We start from the raw sequence: 15355 nt of genomic DNA, 5'->3' as shown, positions 1-15355 counted from the left end.
CTTTTTTTATTTTATAATTAATTTTCTTTGTGCTAAAGCATAACCAAGGTGCATATTATCATGCCCTACTGTGGTTACTAAAATTTCTTCAAAGCTGTTCATATCTGCACCATAAGTAGCTGTTGCAAACGGTGTCACACTATTAAAAATTCCTTTTTTATAATCTTCTTTGATGCTTTCGATACTTGATATTGCTAATGCCTTCAACTCAGCAATTTCTTCTTCATTGATATCACGAGAAGGTTTTGAGTCTTTTTTAAATTCATTCCAGTATTTGATTGCTGATACGTCAGTCCAAATTCCGGTACGCACATAGCAAAGTGCTGGTGTGGTAACCACAATATGACCAAAATTCCAGATGATGTTATTGTTAAAACCTGCTGGAATTTGATTCAGCTCTTCCACGGAAAGTGAATTTACCAAACGGATAAAAGCCTCGCGAGTTTGTATGATGAAATTAAATATTTCTTGTGCCATTATTACATTGTAAAAACTTTTTCTCCAGTATTTAAATACTCGTTCTCAATCACATCTTCACCTGGTTCTAATCTTTCAAACTCTTTAAGTTTAGCATGAAAGCCATCACTATTTTTAATAATAGCAACCCTTGCACTTCTAACAAATTCTATTAAACCATATTGTTGTAATACAGTTACTAAATTATCAGTTTCTTCACGGTGACCAGTAGCTTCAAAAACAGTATAATCTTTACGAATTACCACAGCTCTTGCTCCATGTTCACGCAATAAACGTTCTACACTTACATGTTCAGCAATTACTTCGGTAGGTACTTTATACAAAGCCATTTCTTGCCAAATCACATCCTCATTGGTATTAAAATAAACCTTCAATACTTCTACTTGTTTCTCTAACTGGCGAGCAACTTTTCTAACAACTTCTTCTGTTTCGGTAATAACAATATTAAAACGATGAATGCTCTCTATCTCAGAGGGAGAAGTGTTTAAACTTTCTATATTTAACTTCCTACGACTAAAGATAATCGCAATTCTGTTAAGTAAACCAATTTGGTTTTCGGTATAAACTGTGATGTTAAATTCCTGCTTTTCTATTTTTGCTTCCATTTTAAATCAATTTATTGATTCCCCTTTAGCCATCCCCTTTAGGGGAATAAGGGGCGGGTGTTTATTTTAATCTGATTTCGCTTACACTACAACCTTGTGGTACCATTGGAAAAACATTGTTTTCCTTTTTAACCATTACTTCTAAAAGGTAAGCTCCATCATGATTTAACATGGTTGTTAATGCTTCTTTAACTTCAGTTCTTTCAGAAATTCTTTTTCCCTCTATGTAGTAACTTTTTGCTAAAGCCACAAAATCTGGACTGGTAATATCAACAAAAGAATAACGCTTATCGTTAAACAACTCTTGCCACTGGCGAACCATTCCTAAGAACTGATTGTTTAGGATAATGATTTTCACATTTACTTTTGACTGCATAATCGTTCCTAATTCCTGCAAAGTCATTTGGAAACCACCATCGCCAATAATAGCAACAACGTCTTTATCTGGAGCTCCAAATTTAGCACCAATAGCTGCTGGTAAAGCAAAACCCATTGTTCCTAAACCACCGCTGGTAACGCTGCTTCTGGTATTATTTAGCTTTGCATATCGGCAAGCCACCATTTGGTGTTGTCCAACATCTGTAACAATTACTGCATCGCCATTAGTTAATTGGTTTAATTGATTAATAATTTCGCCCATAGAAAGTTCGCCTTCTGTTGGGTTAATTTCTGCATCAATACATTGATCCCATTCTTTTTTATCAAAATCACGGAATTTCTGTAACCATTCTGTATGAGATTTTTGCTGCACCAACTCCGTTAACATTGGTAAAGTTTCTTTACAATCGCCCCAAAGCGGTACAGTTGCCTTTACATTTTTATCAATTTCGGCTGGGTCAATATCTAAATGAATTACTTTAGCTTGTTTTGCATATTTATCTAAACGGCCAGTAACCCGGTCATCAAAACGCATCCCAATTGCAATTAAAACATCGCATTCGTTTGTTAAAACATTTGGCCCGTAATTGCCATGCATTCCCAACATACCAACGTTTAATGGGTGATCTGTTGGTATTGCTCCAGCTCCTAAAATTGTCCAAGCAGATGGAATTCCTGCTTTTTCTACAAAAGCTTTAAATTCTTGTTCTGCATTTCCTAATAAAACACCTTGCCCAAATAATACAAATGGTTTTTTAGCAGCGTTAATTAAAGCAGCAGCTTCCTCAACATAGCTTTTTCTAACTACTGGTTTTGGTTTATAGCTACGGATGTGTTCGCATTTTGTATAACCAAAATATTCTGTTAACTGTATTTGCGCATTTTTAGTAATATCAACTAAAACTGGTCCTGGTCTTCCTGTTTGTGCAATATGGAAAGCTTTAGCTAACACTTCTTCAATCTCAGAAGCATCAGTAACTTGGTAATTCCATTTGGTAACCGGCGTAGTTATATTAATTACATCAGTTTCCTGAAAAGCATCAGTACCTAAAAGATGTGCGAAAACTTGCCCTGTAATGCAAACCATTGGCGTACTATCTATTTGTGCATCTGCCAAACCTGTAATTAAATTTGTAGCACCTGGCCCGCTTGTTGCAAACACCACTCCAACTTTTCCAGATGTACGAGCATAACCTTGAGCCGCATGTGTAGCGCCTTGCTCATGACGAACTAAGATGTGATCTAAACGATCTTTATAATCGTAAAGCGCATCATAAATTGGCATAATCGCTCCGCCAGGATAACCAAAGATGGTTTCAACACCTTCTTCAATCAATCCATTCAATAAAATTTGAGAACCCGAAATGGTAGAAACCGCTTTTGGCTTTTGTTCTTCAACTTTATTTTTATCTATTTCAAGAGTATCCATAATCTCCTTTATTTATCTTTTTGTTTGAACCAGTCTCAATTTGTGACTGGTTAATTACTATGCTAGATATTAAGTCCGCACATTTTTTAACACAAATTCTAATCTTCGTCAGTAACACAACCTTCTGTTGCGTTTTTAACTAATTTAAAGTACTTGTACAACACGCCGCTTTTAACTGGAGGTTCTGGTTGTTTCCATTCTTTTCTTCTTGCTGCCAATTCCTCGTCAGAAAGCATCACGTTCATGGTGTTTTTTGTAGCATCAATCTCAATAGAATCTCCATCTTTAATTAAGGCAATATTTCCACCTTCAAATGCTTCTGGCACAATATGGCCAACCACAAATCCGTGTGTTCCACCAGAAAAACGACCATCAGTAATTAAAGCAACCGAGGCGCCTAAACCCGCTCCGTAAATTGCAGAGGTTGGTTTTAACATTTCAGGCATACCTGGTCCTCCTTTTGGTCCAGCGTAACGAATCACTACAACATCACCCGCTTGCACTCTTCCTGAAGAAATTCCTTCAATCAATTCAAACTCACCATTAAAAACCCTAGCTGGTCCTGTAAATCTCTCCCCTTCTTTACCAGAAATTTTAGCCACACTACCCTGTTGCGCAATGTTTCCAAAAAGCATTTGTAAATGCCCAGTTTCTTTAATTGGTTTTTCTAACGGACGGATTACGTCTTGCTCATCAAAATCTAAATCGACTGCGTTTGCAACATTTTCTGCAATTGTTTTACCAGTAACCGTTAAGCAATCTCCGTGGATTAAACCCACTTTTAAAAGATATTTCATAACAGCAGGAATGCCTCCTAAATTATGAACATCCTCCATTAAGTATTTACCACTTGGTTTTAAATCGGCAATTACTGGCGTTTTATCACTAATATTTTGAAAATCATTGATGGTTAAACTTACTCCAACAGATTTAGCCATGGCAATCATGTGCAAAACCGCATTTGTTGAACCACCTAAAACCATAATTACAACCATTGCATTATGAAATGCTTTTTCGGTCATAATATCTTTAGGCTTAATATCTTTTTCAAGAAGTATTTTCATGTACTTCCCAGCCTCTAAACACTCATCTTTTTTCTCTTGGCTAGTTGCCGGATTAGATGAACTATAAGGTAAACTCATACCTAAAGCTTCTATCGCAGAAGACATGGTATTTGCAGTGTACATTCCGCCACAAGCACCCGCACCTGGACAAGCGTGTTCAATTACTCCTTGGTAGTCTTCATCAGAAATATTTCCTGCTAATTTTTTACCTAAAGCTTCAAAAGCAGATACAATATTTAAAGACTCTCCTTTATAATGACCAGCATGGATTGTACCACCGTAAACCATAATAGAAGGACGATTTAAACGAGCCATTGCCATAATAGAACCCGGCATATTTTTATCACACCCTGGAATTGTGATTACACCATCGTAAAAATGACCAGCACAAACAGCTTCAATAGAATCTGCAATTAAATCACGAGAAACCAAAGAATAACGCATACCTTCTGTACCGTTGGTTAAGCCATCACTAATTCCAATTGTGTTAAAAGTTAGTCCAACTAAGTCGTTATTCCAAACACCTTGTTTTACAATTGCAGCCAAATCATTTAAGTGCATATTACAAGTGTTACCATCGTAACCCATACTTGCAATTCCAACTTGCGCTTTTTTTATATCGTCTGTGGTAAGCCCAATGCCGTACAACATTGCTTGTGTAGCAGGTTGTGTTTTGTCTTGAGTAAAAACTTTACTGTATTTATTTAATTCCATTATATAATAACTTCGAAACTTAATTTATCTAATACAAGGCTTTTATAAACCCTTTGAATTGTTGAACCTAAACTCTCAGAAAAGTTTTGGGGAAAAACGACATTATCAATTGATCTAAGACCAATAATTTCTACCGCAGTACCACATAAAAAAGCACTTTCTGCTGCTTTAAATTCTTCAAATGTGATATCCTTTTCCTCAACCTCAATATCTAATTGTTCGGCAATTTGTATAATTGTTGATCTGGTAATACCTGCCATGATATTACCTTTTTTAGGGGTATATAACTTCCCTGCTTTTTCTATAAATATGTTTGCAGATGTAGTTTCGGTAACATATCCGTTTTGATCTAACAAAATTGCTTCGTCAAAACCTTTATTCTTAGCATCTGTTATTGCTAAAACAGAATTGATGTAGTTACCTGTAATTTTTGATGTAATTGGTAAAGCCTGTGGCGATGGTTTTTCGTAAGCAGATAAACAAGTTCTTAATGTTTTATCTCCATAAAAAGCATCCCATTGCCAAGCAACAATTACCAAATGAGCTTTTTTAGAAGTCACCATAGACATATCTTCATCAGCATAAACAAAAGGACGCACATAAGCGTTACTTAAATCATTTGCTTCTAGCAATTTATAGGTATCTACAATTAATTGTTCTATATCCCAATTAAAAGGCAAATGTATTTGCTCGCAAGAAGATTTTAATCTTTCAAAATGTTGCCTAACTTTAAAAAGCTTTGTGCCGTTAAGTGTTAAATAAGATCTTATTCCTTCAAAAGCCCCAAAACCATAATGCAAAGTTTGGCTAAAGTAATCAACTCCTGCATCGGTAGAATTTAAAAACTCCCCATCTTTATATATTACCTTATTTTTATTTGAACTTTCCATCTCATTAATTAATAAAAACTATAAAAAAAACGCCTTCTTTTTGGGAAGGCGTCTGTTTTAATTTTATAATTTTAGTTAACACACGCCTTCTGATTATTGCTTAAAATAAGCAACACAATTAACAGAGGAATAATGACAACTAATAACATTTAATATTTTTGTTTAATTACAATCTCAAGATAGTGTAAGGATAATTAGGTATCAATACCTTATCGATTTTTTTTGAAAAAAAATTATATTCTATTTTAAACCTTAAAACAGAATATAATTTCAGCAAAAAACCTTTACCACAGCTTTAATTTCCAAATATTTATACCAAACAACGAATCGGTATATGGTATAGTGTATTATGCTTGCATAGCAACCTATCCATTTCTTCTTAAAAACTCCTAAAACCAAAAACAAATTTTAAAAATACCGGAATTTAGAGCATAAAAAAAACCAGCAAAATTTGCTGGTTTTAATTAAATAATATGATTTAAATTATTTCTGACTAACACTTTCGGCCAAAACAATAACTTTATTATCAATAACCTCTACAACACCACCAACGGTATAAAATTTTTCTTCTTTCCCTGCGCTTCTAACTACCACCTTACCATTTTCTAAAGTTGAAATAATAGGTGCGTGATTGTTTAAAATCTCAAAAGAACCTTGACTTCCTGGGACTGTTACTGAAGTAACTTCTCCCTCAAATACTTTTTTATCTGGTGTTAAAATTTCTAAATTCATTTTTTCAGTATTGAGTGGTGAGTATTGAGTAGTGAGTTCTAGTCTCAATACCCAATACTCAAATCTAACATCTTCTAAGCGTTTGCTTCAGCTAAAATTTTCTTACCTTTTTCAATAGCTTCTTCAATGTTACCAACTAAGTTGAAAGCTCCTTCTGGATACTCATCAACTTCGCCTGCCATAATCATGTTAAAACCTTTGATAGTGTCTTTAATGTCAACCAAAACACCTTTTAAGCCTGTAAACTGCTCAGCTACGTGGAAAGGTTGAGATAAGAAACGTTGTACTCTTCTTGCTCTAGAAACAGTTAATTTATCTTCTTCAGATAACTCATCCATACCTAAAATAGCAATGATATCTTGTAATTCTTTGTAACGTTGTAAAATTTCTTTAACGTTTTGTGCACAATCGTAATGCTCGCTACCTACAACTACTGGAGTTAAAATTCTTGAAGTAGAATCTAATGGATCTACCGCTGGATAAATACCTAGTTCTGCAATTTTACGAGACAATACTGTTGTAGCATCTAAGTGGGCAAAAGTTGTTGCTGGAGCTGGATCGGTTAAATCATCCGCAGGAACATAAACTGCTTGTACAGAGGTAATAGAGCCTCTTTTAGTAGAAGTAATACGCTCTTGCATAGTTCCCATCTCTGTTGCCAAAGTTGGTTGGTAACCTACCGCAGATGGCATACGACCTAGCAATGCAGAAACTTCAGAACCGGCTTGAGTAAAACGGAAGATATTGTCAATAAAGAAAAGAATATCTTTTCCTTGACCATCGGCTTCTCCATCTCTATAATATTCAGCAATGGTTAATCCTGATAAAGCAACACGAGCTCTTGCTCCTGGAGGCTCATTCATTTGACCAAAAACGAAAGTTGCTTTAGAATCTTTTAAAGCTTCTTTATCAATTTTACTTAAATCCCATCCACCTTCTTCCATAGAATGTTTGAAAGCATCACCATATTTAATAATACCTGCTTCAATCATCTCACGTAAAAGGTCATTACCTTCACGCGTACGCTCACCAACACCTGCAAATACAGATAAACCGTCGTAAGCTTTTGCAATATTATTGATTAATTCTTGAATTAAAACAGTTTTACCAACACCGGCACCACCAAACAATCCAATTTTACCACCTTTTGCATAAGGCTCAAGTAAATCAATTACTTTAATACCAGTAAACAAAATCTCGTTTTCTGTAGATAAATCTTCAAAACGTGGTGGTTGGTTGTGTATTGATTTTCCGTTAGTGTTGTCTAAGTTTTCGATACCGTCAATAGCTTCACCTACCACGTTGAATACACGACCTTTAATCGATTCTCCAATTGGCATTTTTATAGGCGCTCCACTATCTACAACATCCATACCTCTAACTAAACCGTCAGTAGAATCCATGGCAACAGCTCTTACTCTGTCTTCACCTAAATGTTGTTGAACTTCTAAAACAATTTTTTGTCCGTTTTCTTTAGTGATGACTAATGCATCAAAGATTTTCGGAAGTTTTGCATCTTCTGCAGAGAAACTAACGTCGATAACTGGACCGATGATTTGCGCTATTTTTCCAATATTTGGCATATTATATGGTATTTTTTTTAAAATCCCTTGTTTTTTAGCCTATTAGGGCTTTTGTATTTGAGTTTGCGAAATTACATTTTATTACTCGAAAATCAAATACATTATCACATTTTGTTTATGATTTAATTTCTATTTATTGAGGTAATAAATTTGATATATAGATAAATATATAATACATTTGATATGCTTGCATAATAAAAGGCAATTCCTAAATTGCTTTAACCAATTATTACACAATTAGAAAAATATAATATGAAAATTAGAAACATTACCCAATGCCTCTTTTTAGCAGGCTTAATTTTTGTTATCGGCTGTAAATCAGAAAGTAATACTAATGTAACTGTAGCGCCACAGGCTGGCAAAGCAGACTTTACCCGTTTTATTTCTGTAGGAAATTCACTAACTGCGGGGTATGCTGATAATGGATTATATTTGGCCGGACAGCTAAGTTCTTTCCCTTCAATAATGGCTCAACAAATGAAACTAGCTGGTGGTGGTGAATTTCCTCAGCCTCTATTTACTACAGCACAAAAAAACGGATCGGGTTATTTAAGATATGGTGGTTTATCTGCTACAGGAACACCAATTCTAATTCCGGTAACAACAGCGTTAGGAGTTAGAGGTTCGGCTACAATTCCAGGTTTTGGAAATGTAACCTTATATACCAAATATACAACTGACATTAATAATTATGGTGTGCCAGGTATAAAATTACGTGACATTAAATTAGGAGTTTACGGGAATGTTAATGGTTTTTACGAACGTTTATTACCGGGAAATGCAGGAACAAATTCTACTGCTTATTTAGATTTTGTTACTGCCAAAGATTTCACTTTCTTTTCTAACTGGTTGGGTAATAATGATGCCTTAGGTTATGCTACTGGTGGCGGAGTTGGTGATGTACTTACACCTAAAGCAGATTTTAATACCATGTATTCAGAACTTTTAAACAAGCTAACGGCCAAAGGTGCAAAAGGAATTGTTGCAACTATACCAGATGTATCTGCTATACCTTATTTTAATACTGTAACTGTTGCAGCCGTACTAGCTGGTGTAAATGCCGCCCGCCCTGCAAATACCCCTATAATAGCAAATATTTTTATTTCTACAACTTCTGGTGCAAGAACTGCTACTGCAGAAGATTTAATAATTTTGCCATTTCCAGCTAGCAGTTTAATGGGGAAATCTAACGTTGGCCCTGGCGCTCCGTTTCCTTATGGTTTACACCCTAACAATCCAATAGAAAGTAAATATGTTTTAGATAAGGATGAAGTAGCTAATGTTAGAGATTTTGTTAATAGCTATAACACCAGTATTAAAACTTTAGCTAACGCAAAAGGATTAGCAATTTTTGATGCTTTTAAGTATTTAAACTCTTTAAAAGGAACAGGACGAGTAATTGACGGAGTAACGTTAAATACATCTTTTATACAAGGAAAAGTATTTTCTTTAGATGGGGTACACTTAACCCCAATGGGATATGCAGTTGTTGCTAATGAAATGATGACGCAAATTAATTTAAAATATGGCGCTACTTTACCTAAGGTAAATTTAGGAAATTATACTTTTTTAAGGTTTAATTAATTCCCATATATTATTTTGAAAAGGATGATGACTTTATGTTATCATCCTTTTTTTTATTATTTTTTTGATTCATCCTTATTTATTAAAAATTTATTTGAGTGCTTGACCGTAAAATATTTGGGATAACAAAGCATGAATATCCTAAGATTGTATTGTTAAAATACATTAGGCCTCTAACACTTTGCAGCTATTGATTTACGATGATGACTATAGTTAACAAAAACCAATTCCGTTTTAGTTTTTATAATTAGCACACCTAAGAAAGGAAGAAGTTTTAATGTTAAGAATATTAAAATTTAGTTGAAGCTTTAAATATTTAAAGAATATCATTTGCTCTTGCAAAGGCTTTTGTTTAATAAACGGGATTGAAGCGTTTACCGGCATTTGTGGATAAGGCCGTGTTTTGGGTTTGTGAAATGGAGCAAGCGTATGAGCGTAAAGCCCGACTGCTGAAAATAACTAGCATTACAGCACCTTTTCTAAAAACAAAAAAGGCTTCCAAGTATTAAACCTGAAAGCCTTTTTTTACAGTTGTTTAAAACTTATTTCTTGTCTTCTTTAATTAAATCTACCACTACTGGAGATGCAACACAGATTGAAGAATAAGTACCGAATATTACTCCTATTAATAAAGCAAAAGAGAAACCTCTAATTACTTCGCCACCAAACACAAATAATACAGCTAAAACAAATATTACTGTTAAAGCGGTAATTACAGTACGACTTAGTGTGCTGTTAATTGCATTGTTAATTACATCAGACATTTTTTCATTTTTAGCATGATGCTCACTTAAATACTCTCTAATTCTGTCAAATACAACTACAGTATCATTGATAGAATAACCAATTACAGTTAAAATTGCAGCAATAAATGCTTGATCTATATCTAAAGAGAATGGCAATATTCCGTTAAATAAAGAGAAGAATGAAAGCACTAATAAAACATCGTGAGTTAATGCTACTAAAGCGCCCACACTGTATGACCATTTTCTGAAACGAATAAAGATGTAGAGTGCTATAGCTAAAATTGAAAGCAATACCGAGTAAATAGCAGATATTTTTATATCGTTTGCTATAGTTGGCCCAACTTTCTGAGAACTTTCTATAGTACTTTTATTACCAGAAACTTTTGCTAAACCTTCTTTTAATTTATTCTCAACTAATTGATCGGCATTTTCTGCTTGACTATCAATCATGTAAGGAGTTGTAATTCTTACTTGGTCATCGCTACCAAAAGTTTTTACTTCTGAGGCTACACCAAATGTTTCATTAACGGCAACCCTTACATCTTCTGTAGTTACTGGTTTCTCAAATTTAACTACATAAGTACGCCCACCTTTAAAATCAACACCGAAAGAGAAACCTCTAACAATAATAGAAATGATACCTAAAGTGATGAAAATACCAGATAATGCGTAGAATATTTTACGTTTTTTAACGAAAGCATAATTTGCATTTTTGAAAGTATGATCACTCCAAGGATTAGAAAATTTAATTGGCATTTCTTTTTTCAACATCCATTCAAAAATTAATCTAGAGATTAAGATTGCAGAGAATAAAGAAGTAACAATACCAATAATTAAAGTAGTTGCGAAACCTTGAATTGGACCAGAACCAAATATGTATAAAATTATACCTGTTAATAAAGTGGTAATTTGAGAATCCAATATTGACGGCATAGCATGTTTATAACCATCGGAAATAGCTAAACGTAATGATTTACCTAAATTTAATTCTTCACGTACACGCTCATAAATTAAAACGTTTGCATCAACTGCCATACCTAATGTTAATACCACACCTGCAATACCTGGTAAGGTTAATACCGCACCCAATGATGCAAGTACACCCATTAAGAAAAACACGTTGGTAAATACTGCAATATTAGCAACTGTACCTGCTCTATTGTAATAGAACATCATAAAAATTAATACCACAATTAAACCTAACACAGCAGAAGTTAAACCTGAGCTAATTGCAGCAGCACCTAAAGATGGGCCTACAACTGCTTCTTGTACAATTTTAGCTGGTGCTGGTAATTTACCCGCTTTTAAAACGTTGGCTAAATCTTTTGTTTCTTCAACTGTAAAATTACCAGAGATAGAAGAAATACCGTTTGGAATTTCGCCTGAAACTCTTGGCGCAGTGTAAACAGAGTTGTCTAAAACTATAGCAATAGATTTGTTATCTTCTTCGCTTTGAGGAGAACCTGAAGCTGCTAAAGTAATTCTTTTCCATTCTCTTGCTCCATCAGTTTTCATCACCATTACAACCTCTGGGTTTCCACGTTGGTCAAAATCTTCACGAGCGTTAGAGATTACGTCTCCTGCTAAAGCTGGTTCGCCGTTAATACCTGTAGGTTTAATAGCATATAACTCGAAAATTTTGTTTTCTGGAGTCATTGATTTTACACCCCAAAGCAATTTTATATTATTTGGAATTAAAGCTTTGATGTCTTCCTGAGCGAAAATAGCATTGATTTTAGCAGTATCGCTTTGTGCTGCATAACCAACAGTTGGCCCAGGGCGTAAACCTTGTTGTCCGTCTTGACCTTGGAAAGTAGCTGGAGATAAAACTGCAAATAATGGGTTTGATTTTGCTAAAGCCTCAACATTTGCAGAATCTTTAGAAGTACTGTCTTTTTTAGCACTTAATAAAGCTGGTTTATCACTAGTAGCAGTAGTTTTTGCTGTGTCAGCTGTAGCTGTTTTTGCTGCTGTCTTAGGCTCTTTAGCTGCTAAAATATTATTGATATTTTGTAATACAGGGAAAATTTCCTGGTTATCATAAGTTTCGTAAAACTCTAATTTTGCAGAACCTTGTAATAATTTACGAACACGTTCTTTATCTGTAACGCCTGGTAATTCTACTAAAATTCTGTTAGAACCGTCTTGCAATTGAATATTTGGCTGTGTTACTCCAAATTTATCAATACGGGTTCTTAAAATATTAAATGAACGCTCAACAGCAGAATTTGCTTGCTTGTCTAAGAAAGTTTTAACCTCAGCATTTGAAGCGTTTAACTTAATATCGGCAGCGTTTTCTTTTGTAGAGAAAAAGGTAGCTAATTTACCGTTAGGACTTAACTTCTCATACTCGGCAACAAATAAAGCTACTAAACCATCTTGACTTTTAGATAACTGACTTTCAGCATATTTTAATGCTTGATTAAAAGTATCATCAGATGGGTTATTGGCTAAACTTCTTACCAAAGCAGATAATTCTATCTCCATGGTTACGTTCATACCGCCTTTTAAATCCAAACCTAATGGAATCTCTTTCTGTTTTACATACTGGTAAGTATGGCCAAAAAGTGGGTAAACTGGTTGGTTAGAAATAGAGTCTAAATACCTTCTTTCTTTTACAGGATCGCCATTAGCGTACTCTTTAGCATCGTTTTCTACCTTGTTGGTAACGAAAGTGAAAGAAAGCGCATATAAACATAATAGTGTTAATACAATTGCTGCAAACTTAATAATTCCTTTGTTTTGCATTTTTAGTTTAATTGATTTTGTGTAATTCTGCTATTTTTATTCAAGAGGGCAAAGCTAATTAAATTTTTAATTTATAAAATCCCTAAACAACAATTTATTAACTAATGTTTTTTATTATTAAAAAAGCATAATCAAAAGCATGTTTTTCGTCCTTTTGATGCTCTTCCTTAAACACAACCTCCCACTCTATCTCATTTAAAGTAGGAAAAAATGTATCTGCATTAAAAGTACTAGCTACTTTGGTAAGGTAAATTTGTTTCACAAACGGCAATGCTTGTTTGTAAATTTCGCCTCCACCAATTACAAAACACTCTTCTTCGTTCTTGCAACTTGCAATTGCAGCGTCTAAATTGGGATAAATTTCTACTCCATTTATTTGTAAATTTGCTTGCCGGCTAATTACTATATTTCTTCTGTTTGGCAAAGGTTTGCCAATAGAATCATAAGTTTTACGCCCCATAATAATGGTATGCCCAGAGGTTACTTTTTTAAAAAACTTTAAATCGTTAGGTAAATGCCATAACAATTGGTTGTTTTTACCAATGCCGTTTTCTTCATCTGTAGCTACTATAAGGGATAAGCCCTTAAATCCTCCTTCGGGGATTTGATTATCTTGGTTGTTATTCATGTCTAATTAGATTTATAATTTTTGAAGATATAATTTTTAAATAAATGATTTCTGAACTAATGAAAGTACACCAATATTGTAGGCATAAATAGCAGCGGGCAAAAATGTAATATTCAAATCGTCTATTGTTTTATTTCCTGATAAGTCAATTGTGGTTACCAATGTAGATTTAATATTATTTTGCTTACAAAAATGGATTAAGCTTTTTAATTCTTGTGTTCTTTCAAAATACCGATTACTCCATTTTACTTCTACACACCATTGTGGTTTTAGTTTTTTGTTATCTAATAAAACAATATCAACTTCACCTTCCGATCTACCCATTTTCCATCTGGCATATTTTAAATCTAAATTTTCACGATGCATCCATTGCGAGAATATGGCTGTTTCAATCATGTTTCCTGTTTCTTCATCTGTTTCTTGAATTGGAGAAAATAATGCAGTACGGAGTGATGAATTTGTTAGATATACTTTAAAACTTGTAACACGCTTAAATTTTTTAGCATTATCATCAACTTTATACAAAACTTTAATTAAAAAAGCTGCTTCTAAATATTCTAAATACCTTTTAATGGTTTCTTTAATAATACCGCTGTCTTGTCCTAATTTTTCAAAAGAAAACTCGTTTCCGGTGTTATAAGCCAAATAACTAAAAAAACTATTAAGTTCTTGCACATCTTTAATACCGTACAAACTAGGTAAATCTCTTAGCAAAACCTTATCAACAATATCATTTTTCACGTACCTTCCCATATCACTTTGTATGGTTTCTGATAGCACCACTTCAGGATAGCCGCCGAAATTTAAGTAATGAAAAAATTCTTTATTCAATGCTTTATAATCGTGACTAGTATAATAGGGTATTTCTTTGTTATTGTAAATGATTGATTTATTTTGAACTAAATGATTTAGCCCTTTTAGGTGTATATATTCATGAAAAGTGAGTGGTGGAAGCATAAAATCTGTAAACCTTCCTGCGCCACTTTCTGAGCTTTGTAAACGTAAAGCAGCAGCTGCCGAACCTGAAACAATAAATTTTGTTTTAGGATACAAATCAACTAAAACTTTTAGGTGACGTTCCCAATCTTTTAAATATTGAATTTCATCAAAAAAAACAAAACAGCCTTCTAAATTTTCTAATTGTACAGCATCTTTTGCTAGTAAAAGTAATTCTTCTAAGCCTAGTTGCATGTAAATAGGATTATCAATACCTATAAAGAAAATCTTTTTTGAAGAAACAGATTCCGTTAAAAGTTGCTGGATGGCATGGAACATCATCACTGTTTTACCAACTCTACGAGGCCCCATTAAAACTAAGGCTCTTTTTACTTTATTATCTTTTACAAAAGGATAAAAAACATCGAAATACAAACGTCTCGACATTTCTCTATATGTTTGTTGCACTTCTCCGTTTAACCACCAAGGATTTTCGTACTGCAAGCGATCAATTCTTTTAGATGTTGGAATAGTGGTATTGAAATCCATTTTTCGTTCTATTTTTACCAAATGTACCAAATAAGCATATTATTTTATTCTTATTTTTACATTTATGTAATTTTAAGGTTCTTTTTGGATTTTTTATAGCTTATTTTGACAAAGGTAAAGAGTTTGGAAACTCTTTACCTTTACTTAATTAGAAGTTATGCTTCGTTTGAGACTACGAATAGTTGGGTTTTAATCGTTCATTTTGCTTCTTAAATCCATTTTTTGATCATATCTGTCCGAACAATTTCCGATTTCGTAAAACGGAATTATTAACTAATTGATTTACAGTTAT

General features: G+C 33.7%; 11 protein-coding genes. 1 reads left to right on the top strand and 10 read right to left on the bottom strand.

Annotated features, from left to right (window positions below; translation table 11 throughout):
- Positions 1-6: 6 nt before the first annotated feature.
- The 7 genes from ACFSSE_RS17180 to atpD form a co-directional block, all read right to left on the bottom strand.
- A complete protein-coding gene (locus tag ACFSSE_RS17180; RefSeq protein ID WP_379044113.1) occupies positions 7-477 on the bottom strand; it encodes a DinB family protein in 471 nt (156 codons plus the stop codon).
- 2 nt (positions 478-479) lie between these two features.
- Positions 480-1082 carry an acetolactate synthase small subunit gene (gene ilvN / locus ACFSSE_RS17175; RefSeq protein WP_379044110.1) on the bottom strand — a complete coding sequence of 201 codons (603 nt, stop codon included), beginning with the start codon at positions 1080-1082 and terminating at the stop codon, positions 480-482.
- Between the two features lie 61 nt (positions 1083-1143).
- A complete protein-coding gene (gene ilvB / locus ACFSSE_RS17170) occupies positions 1144-2889 on the bottom strand; it encodes a biosynthetic-type acetolactate synthase large subunit (RefSeq protein WP_379044107.1) in 1746 nt (581 codons plus the stop codon).
- A 98-nt stretch (positions 2890-2987) separates the two neighbouring features.
- Complete coding sequence (gene ilvD / locus ACFSSE_RS17165; protein ID WP_379044104.1) at positions 2988-4667, bottom strand: dihydroxy-acid dehydratase; 1680 nt, start codon at positions 4665-4667, stop codon at positions 2988-2990.
- Positions 4667-5557: an aminotransferase class IV gene (locus tag ACFSSE_RS17160; protein WP_379044101.1), complete on the bottom strand. Its 891-nt coding sequence runs from the start codon at positions 5555-5557 to the stop codon at positions 4667-4669. Before ACFSSE_RS17160 ends, ilvD begins: the two co-directional genes overlap by 1 nt.
- Positions 5558-6040: 483 nt before the next feature.
- Positions 6041-6289 carry an ATP synthase F1 subunit epsilon gene (gene atpC / locus ACFSSE_RS17155; RefSeq protein WP_379044098.1) on the bottom strand — a complete coding sequence of 83 codons (249 nt, stop codon included), beginning with the start codon at positions 6287-6289 and terminating at the stop codon, positions 6041-6043.
- A gap of 74 nt (positions 6290-6363) precedes the next feature.
- Positions 6364-7872 carry a F0F1 ATP synthase subunit beta gene (atpD, locus tag ACFSSE_RS17150; protein WP_379044095.1) on the bottom strand — a complete coding sequence of 503 codons (1509 nt, stop codon included), beginning with the start codon at positions 7870-7872 and terminating at the stop codon, positions 6364-6366.
- Positions 7873-8124: 252 nt separating this feature from the next.
- Here atpD and ACFSSE_RS17145 point away from each other — a divergent pair, with 252 nt between their 5' ends.
- Positions 8125-9456 (top strand): SGNH/GDSL hydrolase family protein, encoded by a 1332-nt coding sequence (locus tag ACFSSE_RS17145; RefSeq protein ID WP_379044092.1) that lies wholly within the window; start codon positions 8125-8127, stop codon positions 9454-9456.
- A 542-nt stretch (positions 9457-9998) separates the two neighbouring features.
- Here the strand turns inward: ACFSSE_RS17145 and secDF are convergent.
- The 3 genes from secDF to ACFSSE_RS17130 all read right to left on the bottom strand — a co-directional run bounded on the left by secDF (position 9999) and on the right by ACFSSE_RS17130 (position 15063).
- On the bottom strand, positions 9999-12950 hold the full coding sequence (gene secDF / locus ACFSSE_RS17140) for a protein translocase subunit SecDF (protein ID WP_379044089.1): 2952 nt from the start codon (positions 12948-12950) through the stop codon (positions 9999-10001).
- Positions 12951-13047: 97 nt separating this feature from the next.
- Entirely contained in the window at positions 13048-13578 is a 531-nt protein-coding gene (locus tag ACFSSE_RS17135; RefSeq protein ID WP_379044086.1) for a dihydrofolate reductase, read from the bottom strand.
- A gap of 36 nt (positions 13579-13614) precedes the next feature.
- On the bottom strand, positions 13615-15063 hold the full coding sequence (locus tag ACFSSE_RS17130; RefSeq protein WP_379044083.1) for an ATP-binding protein: 1449 nt from the start codon (positions 15061-15063) through the stop codon (positions 13615-13617).
- Positions 15064-15355: the final 292 nt, after the last annotated feature.

This window comes from Pedobacter alpinus (assembly GCF_042684645.1).
Classification (GTDB): Bacteria; Bacteroidota; Bacteroidia; order Sphingobacteriales; family Sphingobacteriaceae; genus Pseudopedobacter; species Pseudopedobacter alpinus.
Note: the sequence above shows the minus strand (reverse complement) of the source record. Positions and strands in the feature narration are given on the sequence as shown.

Excerpts from the sequence above, each read along its gene's own strand:
- ACFSSE_RS17180 (WP_379044113.1), bottom strand. The coding sequence starts at position 477 with ATGGCACAAGAAATATTTAATTTCATCATACAAACTCGCGAGGCTTTT.
- ilvN (WP_379044110.1), bottom strand. The coding sequence starts at position 1,082 with ATGGAAGCAAAAATAGAAAAGCAGGAATTTAACATCACAGTTTATACC.
- ilvB (WP_379044107.1), bottom strand. The coding sequence starts at position 2,889 with ATGGATACTCTTGAAATAGATAAAAATAAAGTTGAAGAACAAAAGCCA.
- ilvD (WP_379044104.1), bottom strand. The coding sequence starts at position 4,667 with ATGGAATTAAATAAATACAGTAAAGTTTTTACTCAAGACAAAACACAA.
- ACFSSE_RS17160 (WP_379044101.1), bottom strand. The coding sequence starts at position 5,557 with ATGGAAAGTTCAAATAAAAATAAGGTAATATATAAAGATGGGGAGTTT.
- atpC (WP_379044098.1), bottom strand. The coding sequence starts at position 6,289 with ATGAATTTAGAAATTTTAACACCAGATAAAAAAGTATTTGAGGGAGAA.
- atpD (WP_379044095.1), bottom strand. The coding sequence starts at position 7,872 with ATGCCAAATATTGGAAAAATAGCGCAAATCATCGGTCCAGTTATCGAC.
- ACFSSE_RS17145 (WP_379044092.1), top strand. The coding sequence starts at position 8,125 with ATGAAAATTAGAAACATTACCCAATGCCTCTTTTTAGCAGGCTTAATT.
- secDF (WP_379044089.1), bottom strand. The coding sequence starts at position 12,950 with ATGCAAAACAAAGGAATTATTAAGTTTGCAGCAATTGTATTAACACTA.
- ACFSSE_RS17135 (WP_379044086.1), bottom strand. The coding sequence starts at position 13,578 with ATGAATAACAACCAAGATAATCAAATCCCCGAAGGAGGATTTAAGGGC.
- ACFSSE_RS17130 (WP_379044083.1), bottom strand. The coding sequence starts at position 15,063 with ATGGATTTCAATACCACTATTCCAACATCTAAAAGAATTGATCGCTTG.